This is a genomic window from Pseudomonadota bacterium (assembly GCA_039714795.1).
In the GTDB taxonomy this organism is placed as follows: domain Bacteria; phylum Pseudomonadota; class Alphaproteobacteria; order JAGOMX01; family JAGOMX01; genus JBDLIP01.
The window spans coordinates 1-21,862 of the sequence record JBDLIP010000016.1 but is presented as its reverse complement, the minus strand read 5'-3'; the positions used below and the strand labels follow the sequence as shown (position 1 = coordinate 21,862).

General features: G+C 43.3%; 19 protein-coding genes. 8 read left to right on the top strand and 11 right to left on the bottom strand.

What is annotated here, in order from left to right; all coding sequences use genetic code 11:
* Positions 1-351: 351 nt before the first annotated feature.
* The 7 genes from ABFQ95_02405 to ABFQ95_02375 form a co-directional block, all read right to left on the bottom strand.
* Entirely contained in the window at positions 352-1,215 is an 864-nt protein-coding gene (locus ABFQ95_02405; GenBank protein ID MEN8236392.1) for a bifunctional hydroxymethylpyrimidine kinase/phosphomethylpyrimidine kinase, read from the bottom strand.
* Positions 1,216-1,242: 27 nt separating this feature from the next.
* The gene (glmM, locus tag ABFQ95_02400; GenBank protein ID MEN8236391.1) at positions 1,243-2,604 is read right to left on the bottom strand and encodes a phosphoglucosamine mutase; all 1,362 of its coding nucleotides are present in this window, start codon (positions 2,602-2,604) and stop codon (positions 1,243-1,245) included.
* Positions 2,605-2,638: 34 nt separating this feature from the next.
* Positions 2,639-4,558, bottom strand: a complete 1,920-nt coding sequence (ftsH, locus tag ABFQ95_02395; protein MEN8236390.1) for an ATP-dependent zinc metalloprotease FtsH — start codon at positions 4,556-4,558, stop codon at positions 2,639-2,641.
* A gap of 68 nt (positions 4,559-4,626) precedes the next feature.
* Positions 4,627-5,985: a tRNA lysidine(34) synthetase TilS gene (gene tilS / locus ABFQ95_02390; GenBank protein MEN8236389.1), complete on the bottom strand. Its 1,359-nt coding sequence runs from the start codon at positions 5,983-5,985 to the stop codon at positions 4,627-4,629.
* The gene (locus tag ABFQ95_02385) at positions 5,982-7,406 is read right to left on the bottom strand and encodes a tetratricopeptide repeat protein (protein MEN8236388.1); all 1,425 of its coding nucleotides are present in this window, start codon (positions 7,404-7,406) and stop codon (positions 5,982-5,984) included. Before ABFQ95_02385 ends, tilS begins: the two co-directional genes overlap by 4 nt.
* Positions 7,407-7,776: 370 nt before the next feature.
* On the bottom strand, positions 7,777-8,571 hold the full coding sequence (locus ABFQ95_02380; GenBank protein ID MEN8236387.1) for an ABC transporter ATP-binding protein: 795 nt from the start codon (positions 8,569-8,571) through the stop codon (positions 7,777-7,779).
* Positions 8,568-9,464 (bottom strand): ABC transporter permease, encoded by an 897-nt coding sequence (locus tag ABFQ95_02375; GenBank protein MEN8236386.1) that lies wholly within the window; start codon positions 9,462-9,464, stop codon positions 8,568-8,570. The genes ABFQ95_02380 and ABFQ95_02375 overlap by 4 nt, the downstream gene beginning before the upstream one ends.
* A 358-nt stretch (positions 9,465-9,822) precedes the next feature.
* On the opposite strand from ABFQ95_02375, the gene ABFQ95_02370 reads away from it, so the two are divergent.
* Genes ABFQ95_02370 through tssK form a run of 3 tightly spaced genes read left to right on the top strand, consistent with a single transcriptional unit; the run spans position 9,823 to position 12,333 of the window.
* Entirely contained in the window at positions 9,823-10,473 is a 651-nt protein-coding gene (locus ABFQ95_02370; GenBank protein ID MEN8236385.1) for an SPOR domain-containing protein, read from the top strand.
* Positions 10,457-10,948 (top strand): hypothetical protein, encoded by a 492-nt coding sequence (locus ABFQ95_02365; GenBank protein ID MEN8236384.1) that lies wholly within the window; start codon positions 10,457-10,459, stop codon positions 10,946-10,948. Before ABFQ95_02370 ends, ABFQ95_02365 begins: the two co-directional genes overlap by 17 nt.
* 59 nt (positions 10,949-11,007) lie before the next feature.
* Positions 11,008-12,333, top strand: a complete 1,326-nt coding sequence (gene tssK / locus ABFQ95_02360; protein ID MEN8236383.1) for a type VI secretion system baseplate subunit TssK — start codon at positions 11,008-11,010, stop codon at positions 12,331-12,333.
* On the opposite strand, the gene ABFQ95_02355 is transcribed toward tssK, so the two are convergent.
* Positions 12,317-12,505: a hypothetical protein gene (locus ABFQ95_02355; protein MEN8236382.1), complete on the bottom strand. Its 189-nt coding sequence runs from the start codon at positions 12,503-12,505 to the stop codon at positions 12,317-12,319. The two genes, tssK and ABFQ95_02355, sit on opposite strands and share 17 nt — an antisense overlap.
* Positions 12,506-12,511: 6 nt before the next feature.
* Here ABFQ95_02355 and ABFQ95_02350 point away from each other — a divergent pair, with 6 nt between their 5' ends.
* Entirely contained in the window at positions 12,512-14,320 is a 1,809-nt protein-coding gene (locus tag ABFQ95_02350; GenBank protein MEN8236381.1) for an ABC transporter ATP-binding protein/permease, read from the top strand.
* Here ABFQ95_02350 and ABFQ95_02345 read toward each other — a convergent pair.
* The 3 genes from ABFQ95_02345 to ABFQ95_02335 all read right to left on the bottom strand — a co-directional run bounded on the left by ABFQ95_02345 (position 14,301) and on the right by ABFQ95_02335 (position 16,856).
* Positions 14,301-15,239, bottom strand: coding sequence for a folate-binding protein (locus ABFQ95_02345; GenBank protein MEN8236380.1), 939 nt, complete (start codon positions 15,237-15,239; stop codon positions 14,301-14,303). The genes ABFQ95_02350 and ABFQ95_02345 overlap by 20 nt on opposite strands.
* 8 nt (positions 15,240-15,247) lie before the next feature.
* On the bottom strand, positions 15,248-16,027 hold the full coding sequence (locus ABFQ95_02340; GenBank protein MEN8236379.1) for a hypothetical protein: 780 nt from the start codon (positions 16,025-16,027) through the stop codon (positions 15,248-15,250).
* 133 nt (positions 16,028-16,160) lie between these two features.
* Positions 16,161-16,856 carry a hypothetical protein gene (locus ABFQ95_02335; protein ID MEN8236378.1) on the bottom strand — a complete coding sequence of 232 codons (696 nt, stop codon included), beginning with the start codon at positions 16,854-16,856 and terminating at the stop codon, positions 16,161-16,163.
* A 461-nt stretch (positions 16,857-17,317) separates the two neighbouring features.
* Here ABFQ95_02335 and ABFQ95_02330 point away from each other — a divergent pair, with 461 nt between their 5' ends.
* Genes ABFQ95_02330 through ABFQ95_02315 form a run of 4 tightly spaced genes read left to right on the top strand, consistent with a single transcriptional unit; the run spans position 17,318 to position 21,581 of the window.
* Complete coding sequence (locus ABFQ95_02330) at positions 17,318-19,162, top strand: hypothetical protein (GenBank protein MEN8236377.1); 1,845 nt, start codon at positions 17,318-17,320, stop codon at positions 19,160-19,162.
* Positions 19,163-19,219: 57 nt separating this feature from the next.
* Positions 19,220-20,290 carry a glycosyltransferase gene (locus ABFQ95_02325; protein ID MEN8236376.1) on the top strand — a complete coding sequence of 357 codons (1,071 nt, stop codon included), beginning with the start codon at positions 19,220-19,222 and terminating at the stop codon, positions 20,288-20,290.
* Positions 20,287-20,925, top strand: a complete 639-nt coding sequence (gene ccmA / locus ABFQ95_02320; protein MEN8236375.1) for a heme ABC exporter ATP-binding protein CcmA — start codon at positions 20,287-20,289, stop codon at positions 20,923-20,925. Before ABFQ95_02325 ends, ccmA begins: the two co-directional genes overlap by 4 nt.
* The gene (locus ABFQ95_02315) at positions 20,922-21,581 is read left to right on the top strand and encodes a heme exporter protein CcmB (GenBank protein MEN8236374.1); all 660 of its coding nucleotides are present in this window, start codon (positions 20,922-20,924) and stop codon (positions 21,579-21,581) included. Before ccmA ends, ABFQ95_02315 begins: the two co-directional genes overlap by 4 nt.
* The last annotated feature ends 281 nt before the right edge of the window (positions 21,582-21,862 follow it).

Below are 21,862 nucleotides of genomic sequence, written 5' to 3'. Positions count from 1 at the left end.
AGAATTTTTCATTGATTTCAACCGATTATCTTTTTGACGTATTCTTATTTCTCACGGGATATCGAATATAATATAAGGTGATACTTGTCAACCCACTAAATAAGTGCGACTGTGTCCGCTTGAGAATAAAAATATAACAACCCTTTGTATGGATTGAATATTTACCAAGGAGAAAAATAATGTTGATGCAACCTTTTTGCCAAAAATTTCCAGAATTTAAAAATGATGTTTTGCTCGAGTAAACTGGGGGCAGGTAACCGTCCCAGTTTACTAGACCCAATAAAAATGTCGCAAAGCGTCCATACTCAAAAATTGGAGGTTACTTCGCACCCATTCCTTAGTGCCATTGGGTTAAGGAGTTTTATTGGAGAGGATTGAATAAGCTGAGTTTGTTTCATTGGCTGCAAAGGGAGTAATCGAATGAATTAAGTTCAAGTTTTGATAGTCGTTACCATTTGTCTCTGCGTTTAAAATCGCATTGTTGACGTACTGTCTGGAGTGATTCAACGCTTGTGTGAGGTTATACCCTTGTCCAAGGCGCGTGGCAATGGCTGTTGCAAGAACCCATGAACCGCAAAAATTGTACTTTTCTTCGATTTGGTTTTGGCTCTTTCGGTGTGATAAAACTTTCTCTTTGGATTTTGCAGTTACAAAAACGTCATAATGGTTATCGCCAGTTAAGATTCCTCCGGTAATGAGAATCGCTTGTGACCCGTATTTTAGCAACTTGTGAGCAATCTCACACATGGACTCTAGATCCGTAATGTCCTCGCCAGAAAGCAATTCAGCCTCGCGCACTGATAAGACAAGAACGATTAGGTGTTTAAATAATTTATCCGTAATCTTTTTGATGCATGGGGCATCAATCAGTGCCTCTCCTAAGTCCGAAACCGTAATTGGACACATCACAATGGGAATGTCCTGAAAGGTGGTGCTTAGACAATGGATCACCACATCAATAATTTCTTGTGATGGCAGGATACCAATTTTTATGCTATCAACCCCTGGTGAATCAAGACTGGCTGAGATCTGTTGTGAGACAAATTGGGGATCTACAGGCTGAAGGGCTCGTTTCAAGGGCGTGTGGCCTGTGGACATCTGTGTAATCGCCATAAGAGGACTACCGCCAAGAGCGGTTGTAGTAATGATATCTCCTTGCAAGCCTGAGCCACTGTTAGTGATAAGCTCACCAATAAGAAGGGTACGACCGTGCATATTTATCTCCCTGAATTATTTCCATTGTTAGGCAACCTGTTCTGTTTCAGCTAAGTGTTGAGTGACAGCTTGGCTGGCCTCTTGAACGACCTGGTGTAGCTCTGATAGATCTTCTCCCTCAGCCATAATACGAACCAAGGATTCTGTTCCTGACTTTCGGATCAAAAGTCGCCCTTTCGTCTTAAACTCAGTTGTAAGTTTATTTAAGCTATTGATGACGGATGGGTGTTCTAGAGGGTTTAAGCCTGAGAATTGAATGTTATGCAAAATTTGTGGTGTGGGAGAAAAAGGGTGGGCAATTTCACTCACGGGCTTTTTTGCTTCAACAAGAAAGGCAAGAACCTGTAATGCAGCAATAAGACCGTCACCCGTGGTGGCGTAATCTTTAAGGATTGTGTGTCCTGATTGTTCACCTCCAACATTACATTGATTTTGCCGCATATATTCAGCAATGTAACGATCACCGACAGGTGTTCTGTGTAGGTTGAGCCCTTGAGCCGTTAAGTATCTCTCCATTCCTAAGTTAGACATGACAGTACCAACGATTGTTTGGCTATGAAGGCGATTGGTTTTTTGCCAGTGTATGGCAATGAGGCTCAAGATTTGATCACCATTGATCAGCTTGCCTTTTTCATCTGCCATAATGACCCTGTCAGCGTCTCCGTCTAAGGCGATGCCAAGATCAGCTTTATGCTCTAAAACTGCTTTTTGCATGGAGTCAGGCACGGTGGCTCCACATCCCTGGTTGATATTAAACCCATCTGGATCAACGCCAATACAAATGATTTCAGCACCTAACTCCCATAGAACGGCAGGAGCAACCTGATAAGCTGCGCCATTAGCACAATCAATCACAATTTTCAGACCATCCAGACGGAGATTTTTAGGAAATGTATTTTTCACATGTTCAATATAGCGCCCTTGAGCATCATCCAATCTTCGGGCACGACCAAGATTATTTGGAGACGCAAGAGTCGCAGAACACTGTGTAATGATATTTTGCTCAAGCTGTGCTTCGTCGTTGTCTGAAAGTTTATGGCCATCAGGTCCAAAAAACTTAATACCATTATCTTCGTATGGGTTATGCGAGGCAGAAATAACCACTCCCATATCAGCCCTTAGCGAACGGGTCAACATAGCAATAGCAGGTGTTGGCAGGGGGCCAACTAATGTAACATCCATGCCCACAGAAACAAAACCAGAGGTCAGTGCCGACTCTACCATGTAACCGGATAGTCGTGTGTCTTTACCAATGACAACCATGTGTCGGTAATCACCACGCGTGAACCGGAGTCCTGCGGCAATAGCCAATTTCATGATGATGTCTGGAGTCATGGGGTGGGTGTTTGCACGAGCGCGTACACCGTCTGTACCAAAGATTTTACGCATAATGGTGCTTGCTTTCTCCTTTGTCAGGCCAGGGTCAAGTTCCAGGTTGTGGTTTGGGTTTAAGCTTTGGGGGAGTCGCTTTTGTCCCCTTTGCTTTGGTGGTCCTTTTTTTTGGGGTCTTTCTTGATGGGTTCCGAGTCGTCCTATTCAAGGATTTGCCATCGAGGAGTTGATGTATTTCCTTTCCGGTGATGCTCTCATATTCTAGAAGTGCCTTGGCCAAAATGTGCAATCCATCCAGATGCTTTTCCAAAAGCGATTTTGCAGTTGCATATGCAAGATCGATGATCTTGCGCACCTCTTGATCAATGAGTTGGGCCGTTGCTTCGGAGATATTTTTATGTTGCGTTACAGAATGACCAAGAAAAACTTCCTGAGTCGGTTCACCATAAATTAGCGGTCCTAATTTTTCGCTCATACCCCATTCGGTTACCATCCTACGAGCAATTTTAGTAGCACCTTGGATATCTGAAGAGGCACCTGTTGTAATTTTTTGAGGGCCGAATATAAGTTCTTCAGCAAGGCGTCCACCCATGGCAACCGCAAGATCTGCTTCCAATTTGTCGCGTGGTTGGGAAACGCGATCTGTTTCCGGCAGGCGGACTACCATACCAAGAGCAAGGCCCCTTGGAATAATTGTTGCTTTATGAATGGGGTCTGACGCTGGGCTATAGTGTCCTACAAGTGCATGTCCAGCTTCGTGATATGCTGTCAGGCTTTTTTCCTCGTCCGTCATAGCAAGAGAGCGGCGTTCGGTGCCCATCATAACTTTATCTTTTGCTTCTTCAAGGTCAGCCATACTCACAACTCTTTTGTTATAGCGCGCAGCCAGTAAAGCCCCTTCATTGACCAGATTTTCTAGATCCGCACCAGAAAACCCAGGGGTACCTCGGGCTAGCACGGCCCTATTCACATCCTTTGCAATTGTGATTTTTTTCAAGTGCACAGCTAGGATTTGTTCTCGACCCTTAAGGTCGGGCATTGGGACAATAACTTGTCGATCAAATCGTCCAGGGCGTAAAAGTGCAGGGTCTAAAACGTCTGGGCGATTGGTTGCGGCGATCAAAATAACCCCTGCATTTTCTTCAAAACCATCCATTTCAACAAGGAGCTGGTTGAGAGTTTGTTCACGTTCATCATTGCCGCCACCAAGGCCGGCACCACGATGTCGACCGACAGCGTCCAATTCATCTACAAAGATGATACAAGGAGCATTTTTCTTAGCTTGCTCAAACATATCTCTAACACGGCTAGCGCCAACCCCTACAAACATTTCAACAAAATCGGAACCAGAAATACTAAAAAATGGCACCTCTGCCTCACCAGCGATGGCTTTGGCAAGCAAGGTTTTACCAGTTCCCGGCGAACCTACAAGTAAGACACCCTTGGGTATTTTTCCGCCAATTCGTTGAAATTTGTGAGGATCTTTTAGAAATTCGACAATCTCTTCAATCTCTTGCTTGGCCTCGTCAACACCTGCAACATCTTTGAAGGTGACGCGCGTTGAGGACTCTGTGAGCATGCGAGCACGAGACTTACCAAATCCCATGGCGCGATTACTACCACTTTGCATTTGCCTTAGGAAGAAAATCCAGATTCCAATGAGCAAGAGCATTGGCAACCAAGACAAGAGAATATGAATAAATGAGGGGCTATCATCGTCATTGGGCGCACCCTTTACACTAATGCCTTGGCTACTTAAACGTTCGGCGAGTTCAGAGTTTGGCGGAATGTTCGTGACGAATCGGCTTCCATCTGTCAATGTGCCTTTGATTGTATTTTTATTTATTTCAACGGAACTTACGGAGTTATCTTTTGAGGCTTGTAGGAAGTTGGAATAGTCAATGAATTTGCGATCTACTTCCTCCTCAGGTCCACGAAATAGATTAAAAAGGACGACAATAAACAAAAAAATGATGACCCAAATGGCCAGATTACGACTCATTTTATTCACGGAAATTAAACTCCTTAAAAATTGTTAGTGTTAAGTTTATATCTGTTTCCATTCTAACTTCTATATAATTAAGCAATCATAAATTCTGGAGGCCCCATGGGTCTTTCTGGCTCAAAAATCCAGGACTTCCAATCTTCATATGCGCCCGCAAGGTCAATTCCGTACTTAAGGTGGGGCACCGTTTTGACGACATCACCTTTCCATATCGCTGGAAGTGCATACCCAGCAGATGCAGGAACTCTCTGCTTTAAAGGTCTAGAAAGTAGAGTGACAACCTGTTGCCAGCCTTTTTCGCCCAGCTTTGCAACCCTTAAAGGTTGTTGCTTTAAGGTCAAAGAGCTTGGCCAACAAACAACAAAGCGGTGATCCCAATATGCTCGCAAATCAGAATTTAGAGGAACTTGCTGTGCAATCCTGCCTGATTCCCGCACAAATAAAACCCTGTCACGCCTTTTCAGCACTATGCAGCCCCAGCATGTTCGCGCACTACTATTATTACCAGAAAAAACCTGCTGATGCAAACATTTCAGCTGATTCGTGCGTGGAGGATAACTCTTGCCACCGATGGTCATAAGAATCCAAGAAAGGGCGCGCATTAAAGTATCCTGAGGAATTTGATCGAGATACTTGGGGTTTAGCAGAGCATAGCCTTCCGGAAATACCTGGACGGCTTTTGCAAGAAAATGGTGAGTGCCTTGTTCCAGGGCAATGCGCCCGAGACCCTGGCACCGGCTAAGAGCGTTGACTCGTACGGGACTTATACCTTCACTCATATTTTCTCCAACGTACTGCTCCAGCATGTTTCGTAGACGGGCGCGAGTATATTTTGGAGAAGAGTTGGAGGGATCATCGATCCATTGTTGATTTTGATCACTCAATTTTTGACGTAATGTTTCACGTGAAACATTCAAAAGGGGTCGCAAAATTCGGAGGTATTTTTTCTCAACCAGGGCTGACATTCCTGCTAAACCGTCTATACCACTGCCTCTCAGCAAACGAAACAAGGTAGTTTCGTTCTGATCTTCGGCGTTGTGCCCGAAAAATAAATGCAAAATTCCATTGCTATGACACCAATTTTCCAAGAGTTGATATCGCGCGTTTCGTGCTTTTTCTTGAATACGTGAGTTTGGCTTTTCACCCTGCCATTGAAGAATATGATGCTCAATGCCCAACTGGTTCATCCACGTATGGACAAGCTTAGTTTCTTGAGCTGATTCTTGTCTGAGCCCATGGTCAACCGTCAAAGCGATGAGGGTACCTTTTCTCTTGCGGATCCAGTCTTGTAACAACAATGTCAGGCAGAGACTATCACTTCCACCTGAAAGGGCAACTGCTACTTTTGGGCATTGCTCAAAAGGCCCGAGCCGTTTTATCGCACCATCAAAGCGCGTCGTGAGTGGTATCGTTTCCTTCGAGGAAATGGTCAACCTCTTGAACGCAATTCAAGTCGAGCAGCGTGGACTTGTCTTTTTATGTTTTGCGGAGCCTTTGGAAACTCGTTTTCCAATTGATCTAGGGTAATACTGGCATCTCCCTTGTTACCCATTTCCTTGAGAGACAGTGCCAACTTCAAGAGAATTTCAGGTGCTTTTACAGCAGATTGTCCTTGATGACCTTTTTGTTTGTATTTTTGGTATTTTTTGTACGCAGCAGAAAATCCAAGGGCTGCCTGTTGGTAATCACGCCGGATGTAGTACGTTTCTGCGAGCCAATACTGTGCATTTACCACAAGTGGGTTCGTAGGGTACTGGACTATGAAATCATGCAATGCTCGCTGCGCCAAATCAAATTCACGCTTGTTAAGCAATGTAATGGCTTGATTGTAGGCTTCCAGCGCCTGCCCGCTAGGGAGTGAACCGCCCTTTACCGCCAAAGTGGATTCCTTTTTTTGCGCAAGTAACTGTTTTGTTAGACTTTGTGTTACTGGAGTTGCAGGAGTGCCTAGACCATCGCTTTTTGTAGTGCTGAGCTTACTTTCATTTGATTTACCTGCGTTTGACTTACCTTCAAGCGTGCGAATTTTGTGATTCATCACTTCAATTTGCCCGGTTAGGGTGCGTAACTGAGACTGCAAAGTTTCGACCTGGGAATTCAGTTGAGTAAGCGCCTGTTCTTGAGTGGCGTTAAAAGCAATGGTTTGTGGTGCTATAGCTGCACGCTTTCCATCCATCTTGTTCAGTCGGATACTTAACGTTTGAAAATGAGTATTGAGTTGATCATTTTGTGTTTGCAGTTTTTGCAATTTGCCATCGTAGTCTTTTTCAGCAAAAACTGCAGGACGCAGATTTTGCCTTGATCTCGTTTGAATTTGCGTAAACCGTGCTTCAAGTTCATTCAATTGCTTTTGCAAAACCTTATTGTGTTCTTCAAGAATGCGAATTTGTTGCTGTTGCTTGCGTATAACCTGTTGTGTTTCCGGAGTAGATCCTTTGGTAGAAGCAACCTGAATGGAGTTAACTTTGCCAGTAAGTTCTTGGATATGGGTGCGCAGCGAGTGATTTTCAGACTGCAATCTTGCAATTTTTTCTTGCACCCCGGCAGGATTATGTTTTGCCTCGCTTTGTTGCCCGTGAATTTGAACGCTTTCATTGAGCTGTCGGCTTAGCGCACGGATTTGATTTTGCAGTTGTGCATTTTGCGATTGCAGGGCTTGAATGTCTGATCTGACATGGTGCGTTTGTGCTGTCTCTTCAGAGTGTCTTGAAGCTGGTGCTGGGGGACTGGCGCTGGGTTGGTATTTTGGTAACAGCTTGGCCGGAGGAAGCCCCGCAAGGGCGACGGAGCTCGCTAATGATGTGAAAAAATTTGTGGTGAGTAAGGCGGTGCATAAAAAGTGATTCCAGGTCATGAGTAACTTTCATAATTCATTTAATTTTGATATATACCCGTGCTGAATCAAAATGTTGAATTTTATGGCAGTGAAAAGCGCGCAGTTTATATGGGTAAATGAGCACTTTGAGTGTACCAGAAAATCAACGGTCTGATTCAGCTTCAGTATATACCATAAAAGCAAGAAAGTACTTCGTTTGTCCACGAAAAAATCAACTATAACGAAGTGAAATCAAAACCTCTGTTTCCTGACACGATCATAGGGAACTCGAAGTGCTCATTTACCCAAGTAAATTGCAAGCTGGCAGCTATCATTAAACTAGAGGTTTTGATTTCACGAGAGTATATCACTGGCCGTCATACCGGAAGCTGGTTTTGTCCAACATTCCTTAATCAAGGACCAATCGATCATCATCCATCTCTTCACCACTCTTCTTTTTGAAGAGCTCCAGAAGCTCCGGTACGTCCAGTTTTTTCCGTTCTTTTCCTTTAAGATCCAGCACAAGCTTGCCAGCGTGTAACATAATCGTGCGGGTGCCGACGTGCAATGCTTGATGCATGTGGTGTGTGACCATCAAAACCGTCAAGCGCCGTTCTTTAACGATTTTTTGCGTAAGCTCCATTACAAAGGCCGCCATTTTTGGATCAAGAGCTGCGGTATGCTCATCTAGCACCAAAATTTTCATAGGGCTTAATACCGCCATCAGGAGACTCAAAGTTTGCCGTTGTCCACCGGAAAGCCGGCCAATAGGGTCTTTCAGGCGATCTTCTAAACCCATATTCAGCTGAGAAACGTAGTCTTGAAACTCCTTGCGAATTTTTTTGTTCAAAGCCCATGACAATCTTCGTGCTTGCCCGCGTTTGTAAGCTAGCGCAAAATTTTCTTCAATCGACAGATCGCTACAAGTCCCCATCATCGGATCTTGAAATACCCGTGCTACTAGACCTGCGCGCGCTGCTGGCGACCAATTGCTAATATTAACTCCATCGACCTCTACTACTCCTTCACTGGGTACAATATCACCAGTTAACAAATTAAGCAGTGTTGATTTTCCAGCGCCATTGCTGCCAATAACGGCGACAAATTCGCCTTCAGCAATAGTTAGGTCCACTCCGCGCAAGGCTCTTGTTTCAAGTGGCGTGTGCGGATTGAAGACAACTTGAGCTTGGTTTAAATGGATCATACCGTTCTCCGGCGCCTCAACGTATCTCTAATGAGGTTGGGTAAAATCATGGCTAAGCCAACCAATACAGCAGAAAATAGTTGTTGATCAGAGCTATTAATAAGTTCTAAATGCAGGGCTCCAGCTCTCAAACCATGGTAAATCACTGAGCCAAACACGCACAGGACTAGAGCATTAAAAATAGAACGTGTGGGCACAACTTCGCCAATGATAACCGCTGCAATCCCAACAAGAATTGTTCCCAGCCCTAAGGTAATATCGGCAAAGCCCATACTTTGTGCAAAAAATGCACCAGCCAAAGCGACTAAGCTATTACTCAAAGCCATACCTGCCAAAATCATGTGTTGGGTTCGAATACCTTGGGCTCGTGCCATTTGTGGATTTTTGCCAGTGGCGCGCATAGCAAGACCAATTTCCGAACTTAAAAACCGGAACACCAAAGCGCTTACAATAAGCACCATAATGGTGAGTAAAACAATCACACCATTAGCACGTGAACCAAACAGGCTTATAAACGGAGTAAAGACTGTTGCCTCAGAGTACAGTGGTAAATTTGGCCTTCCCATAATCCGTAGATTAACGGAGTATAAACCCATCATAGTCAAAATACTGGCCAAAAGGTGTAATATGTTCCATCGTACATTTAACCACGCTGTAACGATCCCAGCCATAGCACCTGCCAACATCGATAACATGGAGGCAAGCCACGGGTTGACACCTAAAAGAATCAGTGTGCTTGCCACAGCAGCCCCAAGCACAAAACTGCCATCTACGGTCAAATCCGGAAAATCAAGGACCCGAAATGACAGGTATACCCCCATAGCGACCAAACCATAAATCAAACTAAGCTCAAGTGAGGTATACAGTTGATACAATAACTGAATAGGGTCCATTCAAAACTCCAATAATTCCAAGCGTTAATTCTAGCGGATTTATTTGCTAAATGCCAGTGCCGGCCTGGTTCCTTTCTCATACAGTGCTAACGAGGCATAGCCTCAGACCACTCTCCGGCCGTAATACGAAGCAAAATGCTAAACAACGAGTAACCCGCTTTCGAAATGACGGACGAGAAGCGTTACCTTAAATTACCCCTTTTTGAATTATGCCAATTTTATGACAACGAAAAACGTGCAGTTTACATTATCCCAAATTTAATGCATGTGTTTGCCTTGGCTTAACGTACCTATCATGCTAGATTGGCTGACGAAGCAGCAAAATTGGATGTTCTTTAACCTTTAAAGAGAAATAAAGATGGCAAGTGGTCAAGCCCCTGCGAAAAAAACGTTTACGACACGAAAAAAAAGTTTGCGTTTTTATCGTTCTCAAAAACAAGTTCCGCCTCCGTCCTTCCTGAACGACGACACTCAAGAAGAGCAGAAGTCGGATTTGCAAGGGGTTAAGTCTGTAGACCGTGCAACCCTGAACCCTTCACCTGAAAAACCATTGGTTATCACCATGTCAAAAAAATCTATTTTCCTTTTCTTTTTCATTGTAGCCCTTGTGGCAATCTTATGTTTTGCAGCTGGATTTTTAGTAAGCTACCTCTCATTTGGCCCTAAACCCATAGCAGCTACAGCTCAAAAAGCACCTATCCGCGACGGTAAAGTGCGCAAAACAGCACTTATACCCGATGCAAGGGTAGCACGCGTTTTTTTCTCGCTTGAGCTTGCCACAAGTGATGATCTAGAAACAGCACAACAAATGCTCAAGCAACTCAAGGATCAGAAACTTAATGCCTTTCTTAATACCGCCCAAGATGATACAGGTCGGGCGGTATATCTCATTCGTGCTGGAAAGTACGGAAATTATACGGATGCCCATCGTGCTTTACAAAAACTTCCTAAACCTTTTTCGCTCTGGGGAAAAGTGGTAAGAATAGAACGTCATGTCACACAACCATAAATCATACCCACTTTCTAGAAATTTTTTTCACGCCTGCCTTGTTTTAGGTGTATTGGCTCTTGCAGGCTGCTCTTTTTTCAAAACACCTGAGGTGTGGATCAACACTGTCAGTCTAGTTGTTGATCAAGATGCCAACGATAACTCTGCAACTAAAGTAGATGTGATTATTATCTATCAGGAGGGGCTGCTCGATAAACTCATGGGACTCTCAGCAGGTGATTATTTTCGTATGAGTGATCAGATTCGCAGTGACAATCCTGGAGCGCTTCAGGTATTTCGTTGGGAGGTGGCTCCTGGACAGTGCTTGTTCGATGTCCCTGTTAACATCACGAAATCCCTACCCGTAGGTGGTATTGTATTTGCTCGCTATCTGTCCGAGGATCCGCATCGAATCCGCCTTGGAAAAGATCGAGATATTCAAATTCATCTACGACGCAAGGATTTTTCCATCGAGCCTCGAGTGAAAAAACAGTAAACTTTCCTGCAAATCCTGCTACAATATTGAAATAAAAAACATGACCGAGGGAGGTTACCGTGGCTGTACTGACAACCGATGCGATTCAATGGCATGAAGGAATGCTGTTATTGCCGCAGCATTTTCAACAAAATGATACCAGGCAAAGAGAACTGTTACACTTTCACATTGCACAAATGGCCTCCTTCCACTGGGGCATTGTGCGCTATGAAATCGACAGTGTTAAACTTGTTGACGGGACATTGTACTTTACGATTTTAGAGGCTGTTATGCCAGATGGTCTGGTGATTTCAAGCTATGCCAGTGAGGGGGAAACGGTTGAAATCGATTTGAAACAGTATGAAAAAGACATTGCGCTGAAACCACAACTTATATATCTGGCAATCCCTAGTTACCAACATGGTGCGGCCAACGCCACAGGAGCCAACCCCCGCTTTACCTCACGTGACAGCATTGCTGTTGTTGACGAAAATTCCGGAGAGGGTAAAATTACCATTCCTCGTATGGCACCCAACGTATCCCTTTTCGTAGGCAGAAAACCACCATCAACGTATGTCAGTTTTCCGCTCTTTAAAATTGGGAGTGAGGCAAATGCCTTTACCATAAAAGAGTATATTCCCCCTTGTTTGAAAGTTACCAAATCCTCAGCTCTTGGAATATTATGTGATGGTATTTGCAAACAAATTCGAGAAAAAATTGCTTATCTCACAGACAGGCTCCTAGGAGGTTCTCCAAGCTATATTGCCGGAGATACGGAAGCATTTGCACGGGCTTTATCGACTGGATTATTGCCTTTTGAAGCTCTATTGAATGCTGAAGTTGCACATCCTTTCAATTTATATGTTGGCTTGTGCGATTTGGCGGGGCAAATCGCCGGCCTGCTCCCGGCACAAATCCCACCAATCTTTGACCCCTATAACCACAATGACCTACACGCAACCTATAGCAAAGTACTTGAGTTTATCACGCTCATGCTTAATCGCATTCAGGAAGGATACTTTGTCTTTCCTTTCGAACAAAGTGGTCGTACATTCTCAATCCATTTGAAAAAAGAGTGGCTAAACAACAAACTAATTCTTGGAGCTAAAGCTGCTCCCAATATGTCCAGAAGTGAGCTAACAAAATGGATTGAAGAATGTGTCATCGCTTGCGAAAGTTACCTTTCAACAGCCATGGATAATCGGATCTTAGGGGCCTCTCGTAAAATTATTCTCAGTGATGATGAAATGAAACTTGTTCCACCCAAGGGAGTTATCCTTTTTGAGGTAGAGGTTGACAAGCGTTACATCAAACCAGAAGAAGCCCTGAAGATTATTAACGTTTCAGATGAAGAAGATGAGCGCCCCGTTGAAATTGTGCTTTATGTACCTAAACAAAAGTTGTAAGTGTCGGGTTATACTGAAGCTGAATCAAACTGTTGATTTTGGTGCCATCATCCTGAATTGCATACTCAACATGCAAAATGACGATCCATGGGGTAAGCAGTGATCCTTCCATAATCAGCCTTGCACCAATCTCTAAAATAGTTCTACACTCACCGTAGATTCCGATAGTCATGACATGATGCAGCACAACCTTAACCTTGATACACATACTCCTCACTTTGGGACACTCAAGACGCTTCTGCCTTATTTGTGGCCCAAAGATGCTCCAAGGTTAAAGCTGCGACTGGTTATCATTTTTGTGATGCTAGGGCTTGCAAAGCTACTCATCGTCTTGGTGCCTATTTTCTATAAATATGCAGTCGATGCTTTAACCACAACAGACGTTCCTGCTTTGGCACTACCGTTGTTTCCTATTCTAGCCTATGGTGGCGCACGCGTTTTGTCCCTCGTGTTTAACGAGTTAAAAGATGCCCTGTTTTCCAAGCTGGGCCAAAGAGCCGTCCGGCAAGTTGCTCTGACAACCTTTAAGCATTTGCATCAACTCAGTCTTCGTTTTCATCTCGACCGCAAAACCGGAGGGTTGAGCACAGCTATAGAACGTGGCACTCGCGCCATTCGCACTGTTCTGCGGTTTTCAACGTTCAATATCTTTCCAACCATGTTTGAGATTACCTTTGTGTGTATCACTCTGGCTATTCTCTATGAGCCGATATTCAGCCTCGTCACATTTATTACCCTTACTTTTTACATCATTTTTACAATTTGCATCACTCAGTGGCGCACGAAATTTATCCGCAAGATGAATCGTGAAGAATCCCAAGCCAATGCAAAATCTATCGATAGCCTGTTAAATTTTGAAACCGTTAAATATTTCAACAATGAGCAGTGGGAGGCTGACCGCTATGATGCCTCGCTAAAGTGCTACGAACAATCGGCCATCAAGGGAGAAATTAGCCTCGCATTTTTGAACGTTGGCCAAGGCATTATTATTGCGGCTGGTTTAACAGTAATCATGATTTTAGCGGCTGTCCGCGTCCTTAACCAAACAATGACGGTCGGAGATTTTGTACTAGTCAACACTTACCTTATCCAATTGTATCAGCCCCTTAACATTCTGGGGTTTGCCTATCGCGAGATCAAACTAGCCTTGGTGGACATGGAGCAAATGTTTGCCTATCTTGGAATGAAGCAAGAAATTCGTGACATTCCTCAGGCCAAACCACTCTCGATTACCAAAGGAAGTGTTGTCTTTGACCGGGTAAACTTCGCCTACGATCCAAGACGCCCTATCTTACGTGATCTTTCATTTCAGGTTCCTGCTGGTAAAACTCTGGCAATTGTTGGGCCGAGTGGAGCGGGGAAATCAACCATATCAAGGCTCTTATTTCGCTTTTATCAACCAACGTCGGGAGCAATTCTTATCGATGATCAAGAGATCCAAACCGTTACTCAACGCAGCCTGAGACAAGCCATCGGCATTGTTCCACAAGACACAGTGCTGTTCAACGATACCGTTGAATACAATATTGCCTACGGACGTCCCACAGCAACCCATAGTGAAGTTGAAAGGGCAGCACGCCATGCCCATATTTCTGATTTTATCCAAAGCTTGCCGGATGGCTTTAAAACCATGGTCGGCGAAAGAGGCCTAAAACTCTCTGGCGGCGAAAAGCAACGCATTGCTATTGCCAGAACCCTGCTCAAGCAACCTAGTATCTTTTTATTCGATGAAGCCACTTCAGCGCTGGACACACGCACAGAAAAAGATATTCAGACCAACCTGAAAGAGGTGTCAGCGCACCACACGACCCTTATTATCGCCCACCGCCTGTCAACAGTGGTAGACGCCGATGAAATCATCGTGCTCGACCAGGGCCGTATTGCTGAAAGGGGCACGCATCAAAATCTACTTGATCAAAAAGGGTTATATGAGCAAATGTGGAAGAGGCAGCAGCAGAAAGTGGGGGTTAATCCCGAACTGAGGTAGTAGTACGCACGGTCAGCAGCGAATGAAGAAACTCTGGCAAACGTGGGGTAATCTCCACGTTTTCTGGGGTGAAAAGTCGAGGGCACTCACCAGACTCAAGAATTTCGAGTCTTATCAATGCCAGCCCAGCTCCTTTGACACCAACATCTTTAACAGAAGTGCGCATAGTCCCCACTTTTCTGCCCTGAAAGGTTAAGGGAGTGAGAAAAGGAAGTGTGTCTCCATCAAACTCTACAGGCAGCAAACGTTTGCGCACGATACCTAGATGCTTTGTCCTAGATGTTAGCTCTTGTCCCATATAACACCCTTTGTTCCAATCAATGGCATTGAGGGCATCAAGGTTGCATTCAAGGGGAATGGCTTTATCTGGCAACATGTCTCGGCTGCCGTCGGGAATTCCAAGTAAGAGCCGGTGTTGATCATAGAGACCAAAGGAGACTTCAGTTGCGTTCTCAGTGAGTATTTTTGGGATTTTTGTCGTACGCGGTAAGATGACCATAACACCTAGTTCTTTAAGGCGCGGATCGACAAAAGCAATGCCGTCTTCAAAAAGCGAAGTCTGTCCAGTTTGCAGTTTTAGGTTGAAAAGGGCATGCGCATTTTCTCCAAACAAACTAATGCTTTGCCACTGGTCTGTAACATCGCTCAAATTGACATCAGAGCGGAGTTTAAATTTGTTGAGATGTGTTTGTAGAGCGCTGAGACGATCTTTCTCGCACTCGATATAAAGCGCACCTCCAATAACAAAAACAAAAAAATCATAGAGGAACTTTCCTTGAGGGGTTAGGAGGGCGCTGTAGAGAGTCGTGTCAGCGCTTGCTTTGTTGATATCATTGGTGATGAGCCCTTGTAGAAAAGTGCACTGGTCTGGGCCGGTGAGGCGGAGAATGCCTCGGTTGGTGTGAGTGTGAAATTGCATGGTTATTGTTACAAGAAGTATGTGAAGCGTAAGCCAATTGTTGAGTAGGACGGTTCGACTTTTTTGGAGACGGGCCCATCAATTATGATTTGATTGAATGGAGGAGGTAAAGCTTTGGGGACAGACGTAAAGCCTGAATTTTTTGCTGATTTATGTATATGAAAGACATAGTTTACGCTCAGGGAACAACTTTCTTTAATGTTATATTCAAAACCAAGCCCTGCTCCTAGTCCAACATTTGTTTGTCTTATTTTAAATTCCTTAACCAGCACATCGTTTCTAAATTGGCTGGTTTTGTGAGACCACTTAAGAATTGTGGGACCAATAAGTCCGTAGACCATAAAATTAGGAACAATCTTGATACCTGGTTTTAAGAGAAGATCCAGAAAATAATCCATCTGAAAATCATGTAATAAGCGGTCATGTTCTATTAAAGGGGCACGTGATTCGGCATTGGTATTTAGGTAGTGCCAACTCACCAGGGTACCAAAATAATAATCTTTCTTTAAAGTTGCGCCAATTTCTAAGGAAGGTGAAATGCTAAAATTTTTTTTTGTTTGCGATCTAGTGCTTTTCAAATGCTTGCTTATTTGAGAGAAATCATCCTTTAGCTTGGCTTCGAAATAGTGATAGTCCAATCCCAATCCAAGGCCCAGTCGCCACTTATCAATCCACGAATCACTTTCGGACCTGGCTTGTATTTGAACTTCTTGAGCAGACACCACCTCACGGACTGTGCAAGATGCGGAAAGCATAACCACAATCATGACCAAAATCACTTTTTGCATTTTTTAATATCAATCTCGTAAGGCGGCAAAATATCTTAAGGTTTTAACACAACAAGAGCAATGAACAAAGCCCCCTAAAACCAACGTTGATCACGCTCATTTAGGGGTTTTTGCTTGACAATTCAAAGGCATATTAGAATTTATTGTCACCACTCAGAAAACTAGTCAAATCATTACTCTTGGTTTGACTAACAATTGGATTTGTATCTACGGCTGGATCTAGTGTCAATGGATCCTTCTGTAAGTCTTCTTCACTAACATCAGTGTTTGTTGTTGAACGAAGCTTCAAACCATTGATCTTGTCAATTAGGTTTTGCATTTCAATGTTGCTTTCCTCCGCCTGTGTAGTTTTCCTAGTAAGTTCATCTTGGGTCTTCCCCAAAGTTTTTATCAAGGCACCAATTGCTTGTTTGTTTGTTTCAGAATTTTTTTCCAACTGTGATTTAGCTAACTCTAGGCCAGATAAAGTTGTTTTCAAAGATATTGCTTCCTGGTTGAGCTTTCCAGTTGTTTCTTGCAATGATGTAACTTTAGACTGTAACTCTGTCATTTCTTGCTTTATCGCAATTTGTTCTTCCTCTAATAAATCTACTTTTTTAACTGCTGTTTCATAACCAATCAAACGCTTAGTTTGCCCTGTAGCATCACTTTTAGAACGATCGTAGCTTGCATTGAGGATTTTTTTCATTGCACGTTCAGTATTGGGTGTAAAATTTGCTGTACCCATATGACTTCTGTGATATGCCACGCGTTCTGGGGTCTCAGTTGCCATAACGCCCGTTGAAAGCACAGTTGTGCAAAGTAGTGTATACAAAGTAGTCTTCTGCATTTTATCTCCTTACTCGTTGATAATATCAATTAAATTTACTGTACAAATTAACAAATAAATTGCGGCAAGCTGTTCACTGCCGAACTGAGCTACCTAATAATATAGACTTATCCCCTATGTCAATGGTTTTTTGGTATTTGGTTCAAAATGTTGTAAAATTTTTATGTAATTTTGAGAAATTTTTCCACAACGGGATTTTTAATTTCATGTTATGGATACATCATTTAGGGGTAATTCTGTGGTACATTTTTTTGTTGAGCGGAACTCACCCTCTTTTGAAAATCTCTATGAGCTCCGCCCAACATTAACAAAGATAAAATTCCCAAAAAATTTTACAATATTTTAAAATAAATACTAAAAAACTTATTGACATGGAATGTCGATCCATACTAGTAACTAAGCTAGTTTAGTGGTGAGTGAACCGTTTAGTTAAATTTTTAATGTGATGCGAGGTATGTTTTATGTTGCTCAAGATTCTCCAGAAGCCCATTATCCGTTATTTGCAATTTTGGTTAATGTTTGCATGTCTAACAAACAGTTTTGTGTACGATTGTGGTGCTACTAGTGATAGTTTTACAGATGACCAGGAAGAAATACGTGGCAATACTACTGTTTCTCAACAACCAATTACCTTCACCACAGAATTAAGAACTGGTCTGAACAATCTTATTCAATCGCTGGCTCCAATAGAGCGAAATGACGCTGATGAGGCCTACAAAAATTTTCGAGCTTATCTATCTTTTTATTACAATGAAGAATTTAAAGAAAAAGTGAATCTAGCAGTGAAGGCAGGCCAATTCGATTTAGAGGTAGGATTAGCAAAAAGCCGACAAAAAGCTAACGATGGTATGCCTTTTTTTATGGGTGCTATTAAGGCTTTAGACTTACAGCGAGATAATGCATGTGAAAGGGCTAAGCACTTACTTGAATTAGTTGATTTAAACGCATCAGAACAAAAATACAACACTCTTTCTCTAGAACAAAAAGATGAAAAAATTGCATCCTTGAAGGAAGAAGTAGAAAAACTAAAACAACAATTAGCGCAGCAAAATAATACTGAAAACCAAACACAAGAAGGTGCTCCTTCTAAAGCACAGCAAAATCCTCAGCCGCAACCAATGAGTGATATGGAAGTTACGAATACGATTACACAGATTGAATCCAATGGCCCAGGGTGTGGTGTTCCAATTACTCTTTCACCTGATCAGTTGAATCTTATATTGGGAGCTATCAACAAATTGGACCAGAAAATTTCTGTATCCAGTCAGACTGGAAATTTCCCTCCCCCTCCTCCTGCGCCACCAATAGCACAAAATTCTTCAACCAATACGAAGTCTAAATTTGAACGTATTCAACAAACTCTACTTGGGAAAAGTTTTATGCAGTTGGAGGGGGTAAGCTTAGAAAAATCCCAAGCTGAAAAGATTGCCAAGGTAGTGTTAGAGAACATAGATTCCGATAATGAACTAGATAATGAGGAATTGAAAAAACTTGGTGTAGAGAAGTTTAAAAAAGTATTCCCAGAGGCTTCACCAAAGAATGAAAGTGATTTGGGGGGTGCAATTTTATGGTATTTGTATAGTGGACAGCTAGAAGGTCAAGAACTGCAAGCTTTTGAAGGTTTACAGCAATCGACACTATCCATAGAGGATGCTCGGAAATTAGTGCGCCATGCTGCTGGACTAAAGTCACAAACATCAGAACCATCTATAACGCAAGATGATTTTCTGAAAAACATTAATTCTCGAGTCATTTCCCTATTGCGGGGCGCAAAACAGAATCAAGCTCGCGAGCTACAGGGAATTCTCAACCTATTCAAGCAAGTTTTTTATCCGCCTGAACAGATTGTGGGAGAATCGTACCCCTTAGGAGAGTCAATCCCATTCTCAGAAGCAAAAAAGTTCATTGCAGACGTTGAGGTTACTATCGATACTCACCTACAAAACGAAAGGGGTAGGGAAGAAATTGTGATTACTATCAATAAAAATCCTGTTTCAAAGAATTTGTATGAGCGTTTACAAGAAGAGAACTTTTCGCAAGAAAGGTCATTATCGGCAGCTTATGCATTGGTAGCACGGGATAAAATTGTTAGTACTCCTGAAGCGCGGTCGACTGTAAAAAGGGTTCTCAATCCGCAAAATATTTCAGACCAAGTTAGATTTAGGAGTGTTATTAGAGGCTTTAGTGTTAGCCAGATAACTGATGGCTCTACTAAAGCTGAAGAAAAGTCCGCAGAAGAGAAATCACAAAACCCCAGCAAGGACGAAGAAGATAATTCACAGGTAACCTCCCAAACATCATCCTAGCTTTTCACCTCGCTTTCCCCTAAGCTGGCCCCATAGTAACTCAGGTTAGAAAGTATCATGAAAGTTCTACAGATCATGGGTGGGCGCGAGGTTGGCGGCGCGGAAACTGCTTTTGCCGATACCGTTTGCACGCTGCATAAAAAAGGGCTCAAACAGCAGGCCGTGATTCGTGATGGTGCGCCGTGTGAAAAGATGCTCAAAAGCGCGGGCATTCCTGTAACCACGCTTCCGTTTCGCAAGCCTTTTGATTGGAAAACCCGACCTGGGATTGAAAAAGTTATCTCCAACTTTCAACCCGATATTGTGCAAACCTGGATGAATCGTGCTACCCAGTTTTGTCCGCAAAAATCATTTAGGAAGCAAGTTAAAAATCCTTTCATCCATGTGGGGTGGTTTGGTGGGTACTATAAAGTGTCCAATTATCATAACTGTGAGTACCTTGTAGGAGTCACTCCGGATATTTGCCGGCATCAGGTAGCAGAAGGGTGGCCAACTGAAAGGGTGCAGGTTTTAAGGACGTTTTGTCCCAGCCAAACTGCTAAAGCAGTAAACCGCCAGGATTTTGATACCCCTGAAGATGTGCCGTTGCTTTTGAATTTGGCTCGGTTGCATCCGAAAAAAGGTCTCGATGTTTTATTGAAGGCTCTTGTGGATATACCCTCAGCCTATTTGTGGATAGCCGGAGAGGGGCCTTTACGTGGTGAGCTGGAGGTTTTGGCTAAGAGTCTTCAAGTTGATCATCGAGTGCTATTTTTAGGTTGGCGTAATGATCGTGCAGCCTTGCTGGAAACAGCAGATATTTGTGTGTTTCCTTCGCGCTATGAACCTTTTGGCACAGTGATGGTTGAGGCATGGTTGCACAAAGTTCCTCTGGTGACTGCCGCCAGTGCGGGTCCGAAAGCGCATGTTAAAAATGGTGAAAATGGGATGTTGGTGCCGATTGATGATGTAAACGCACTTGCCGGCGCTGTCAATGCTGTGATAGCAGACAAGAAATTGGCTGACAAAATCGTTGCGGGGGGATTCGAGACCTATATATCCGACTTTACGGAAGAAAAGGTTGTGCAGTCTTATTTTGATTTTTACCAAAGTATCCTTGCTGCAAAAACATCTATTGCAAACACATGAGTTTCGCCCCTAGCTTATTGGGACGTGAATTGGGGTGTATCCGTGGCGACACTCCTATTTTTAGAGGAGTCAATTTTCAAATCCTTCAAGGTGAAAGTTTGCAGGTAAAAGGTGCAAATGGTGTGGGCAAATCCTCCCTACTCCGGCTGATCGCTGGGTTGCTACCCGTAAGCTCCGGAAAGCTGCAATGGCAAGAACCTGCTGCTTTTTCCCAGCGTTGCTTACTGATTAACCATAAGCAGGGTCTGAAAACACACTTGACGGTGGTGGAAATGATGCGTTATTGGTCTGGATTGCAGCCAGGTAGTTCTCAAGACATAGGCGAGATACTTGCTGTGTGTGACTTGACTGATCTCGCTGAATTTCCAACAGCATTGCTCTCCCAGGGGCAACGTCAACGTTTAAATTTATGCCGCTTGCAGATTTTTTCTGCATGGCTTTGGTTATTGGATGAACCGTTTTCTGGACTCGACACAGATGGACAAAAAATTTTGTGTTCCCTAATACAAGCGCATCAACAACAAGGGGGGAGCGTTATATTTGTGTCACACCAATCATTTGCAAGTTCCAAAATCTGGCAACCGAACCAGCACCTTGATTTGACATTACCTAGTTTGCTGAGGGAAGTTGCGTGAATATATTGCTAACTCTATTGAAAACAGAGTTTTTGCAGCTTTGTCGCCAGAAAGGATCCTATCTGGCATTGCTAAGCTTTGCATTATTGACATTGCTAGTGTTCACAATTGCTGCGGGGCCAAATGTTACCTTTTTCCCAGTGCTGTTGTGGGTGATTATTTTGTTTGTGTCCTCCTTAATGGTTTCTCAGCTATTTGAAACTGACTTAAAGAATGGCACACTCGAACAGCTTTATGAGTTAGAAATTAATTTCGAGTGGGTCATGTTGGTAAAAACTTGTGTACATTGCTTGATTGTCCTGACCCAAGCCAGCATTCTGTTGATGTTATGCGCAATTATGTTTCACGTGAAACAATTGGTGATATTTGTTGTGTTTGCGTCGTTTTTGTTGGGAGTTCCTGGTATGAGTGCTCTTGCAGTTTTATCGAGCACGATCGTATTGGGAATGAGGTCGCATCAATTGGTGACGTCAGTGTTAGTTTTTCCTTTGCTGATTCCGCCACTTATTTTTGCTTGTGGGGCAATTGTTGCTGCTCAGCAGGATGTCTGTCCCAATAATGCTCTGTGGCTTTTGTTTGCGTGCAGCCTTTTTGCAGTGCCAGTGAATTTGTTTGCTGGGGCTTTTGCTTTAAAAGCAGCTGTGCAGAATGATTGAATTGTGTGTTACACACCTCAGCCGTCATCCTGAACGCTAATTTTCCAAACGTGCGACTGTGTTGGTTCAGCGGGAATCGGACAAATGACCTTCGTTTCTTAGATACTACAAAGGCCCAATCTCATCGATCAAGTCCTACCTTCTTGGTATCAGATTTTCTGACAGAATGCACTCATTTTTAATTTTGAATTGGTGCAATGTAGCCAATAGCGCTGTGGAGGCGCTGATTGTTATAATGATCAACATAATCAGAGATGAGAATGGCTGCCTGCTTTAAGGAT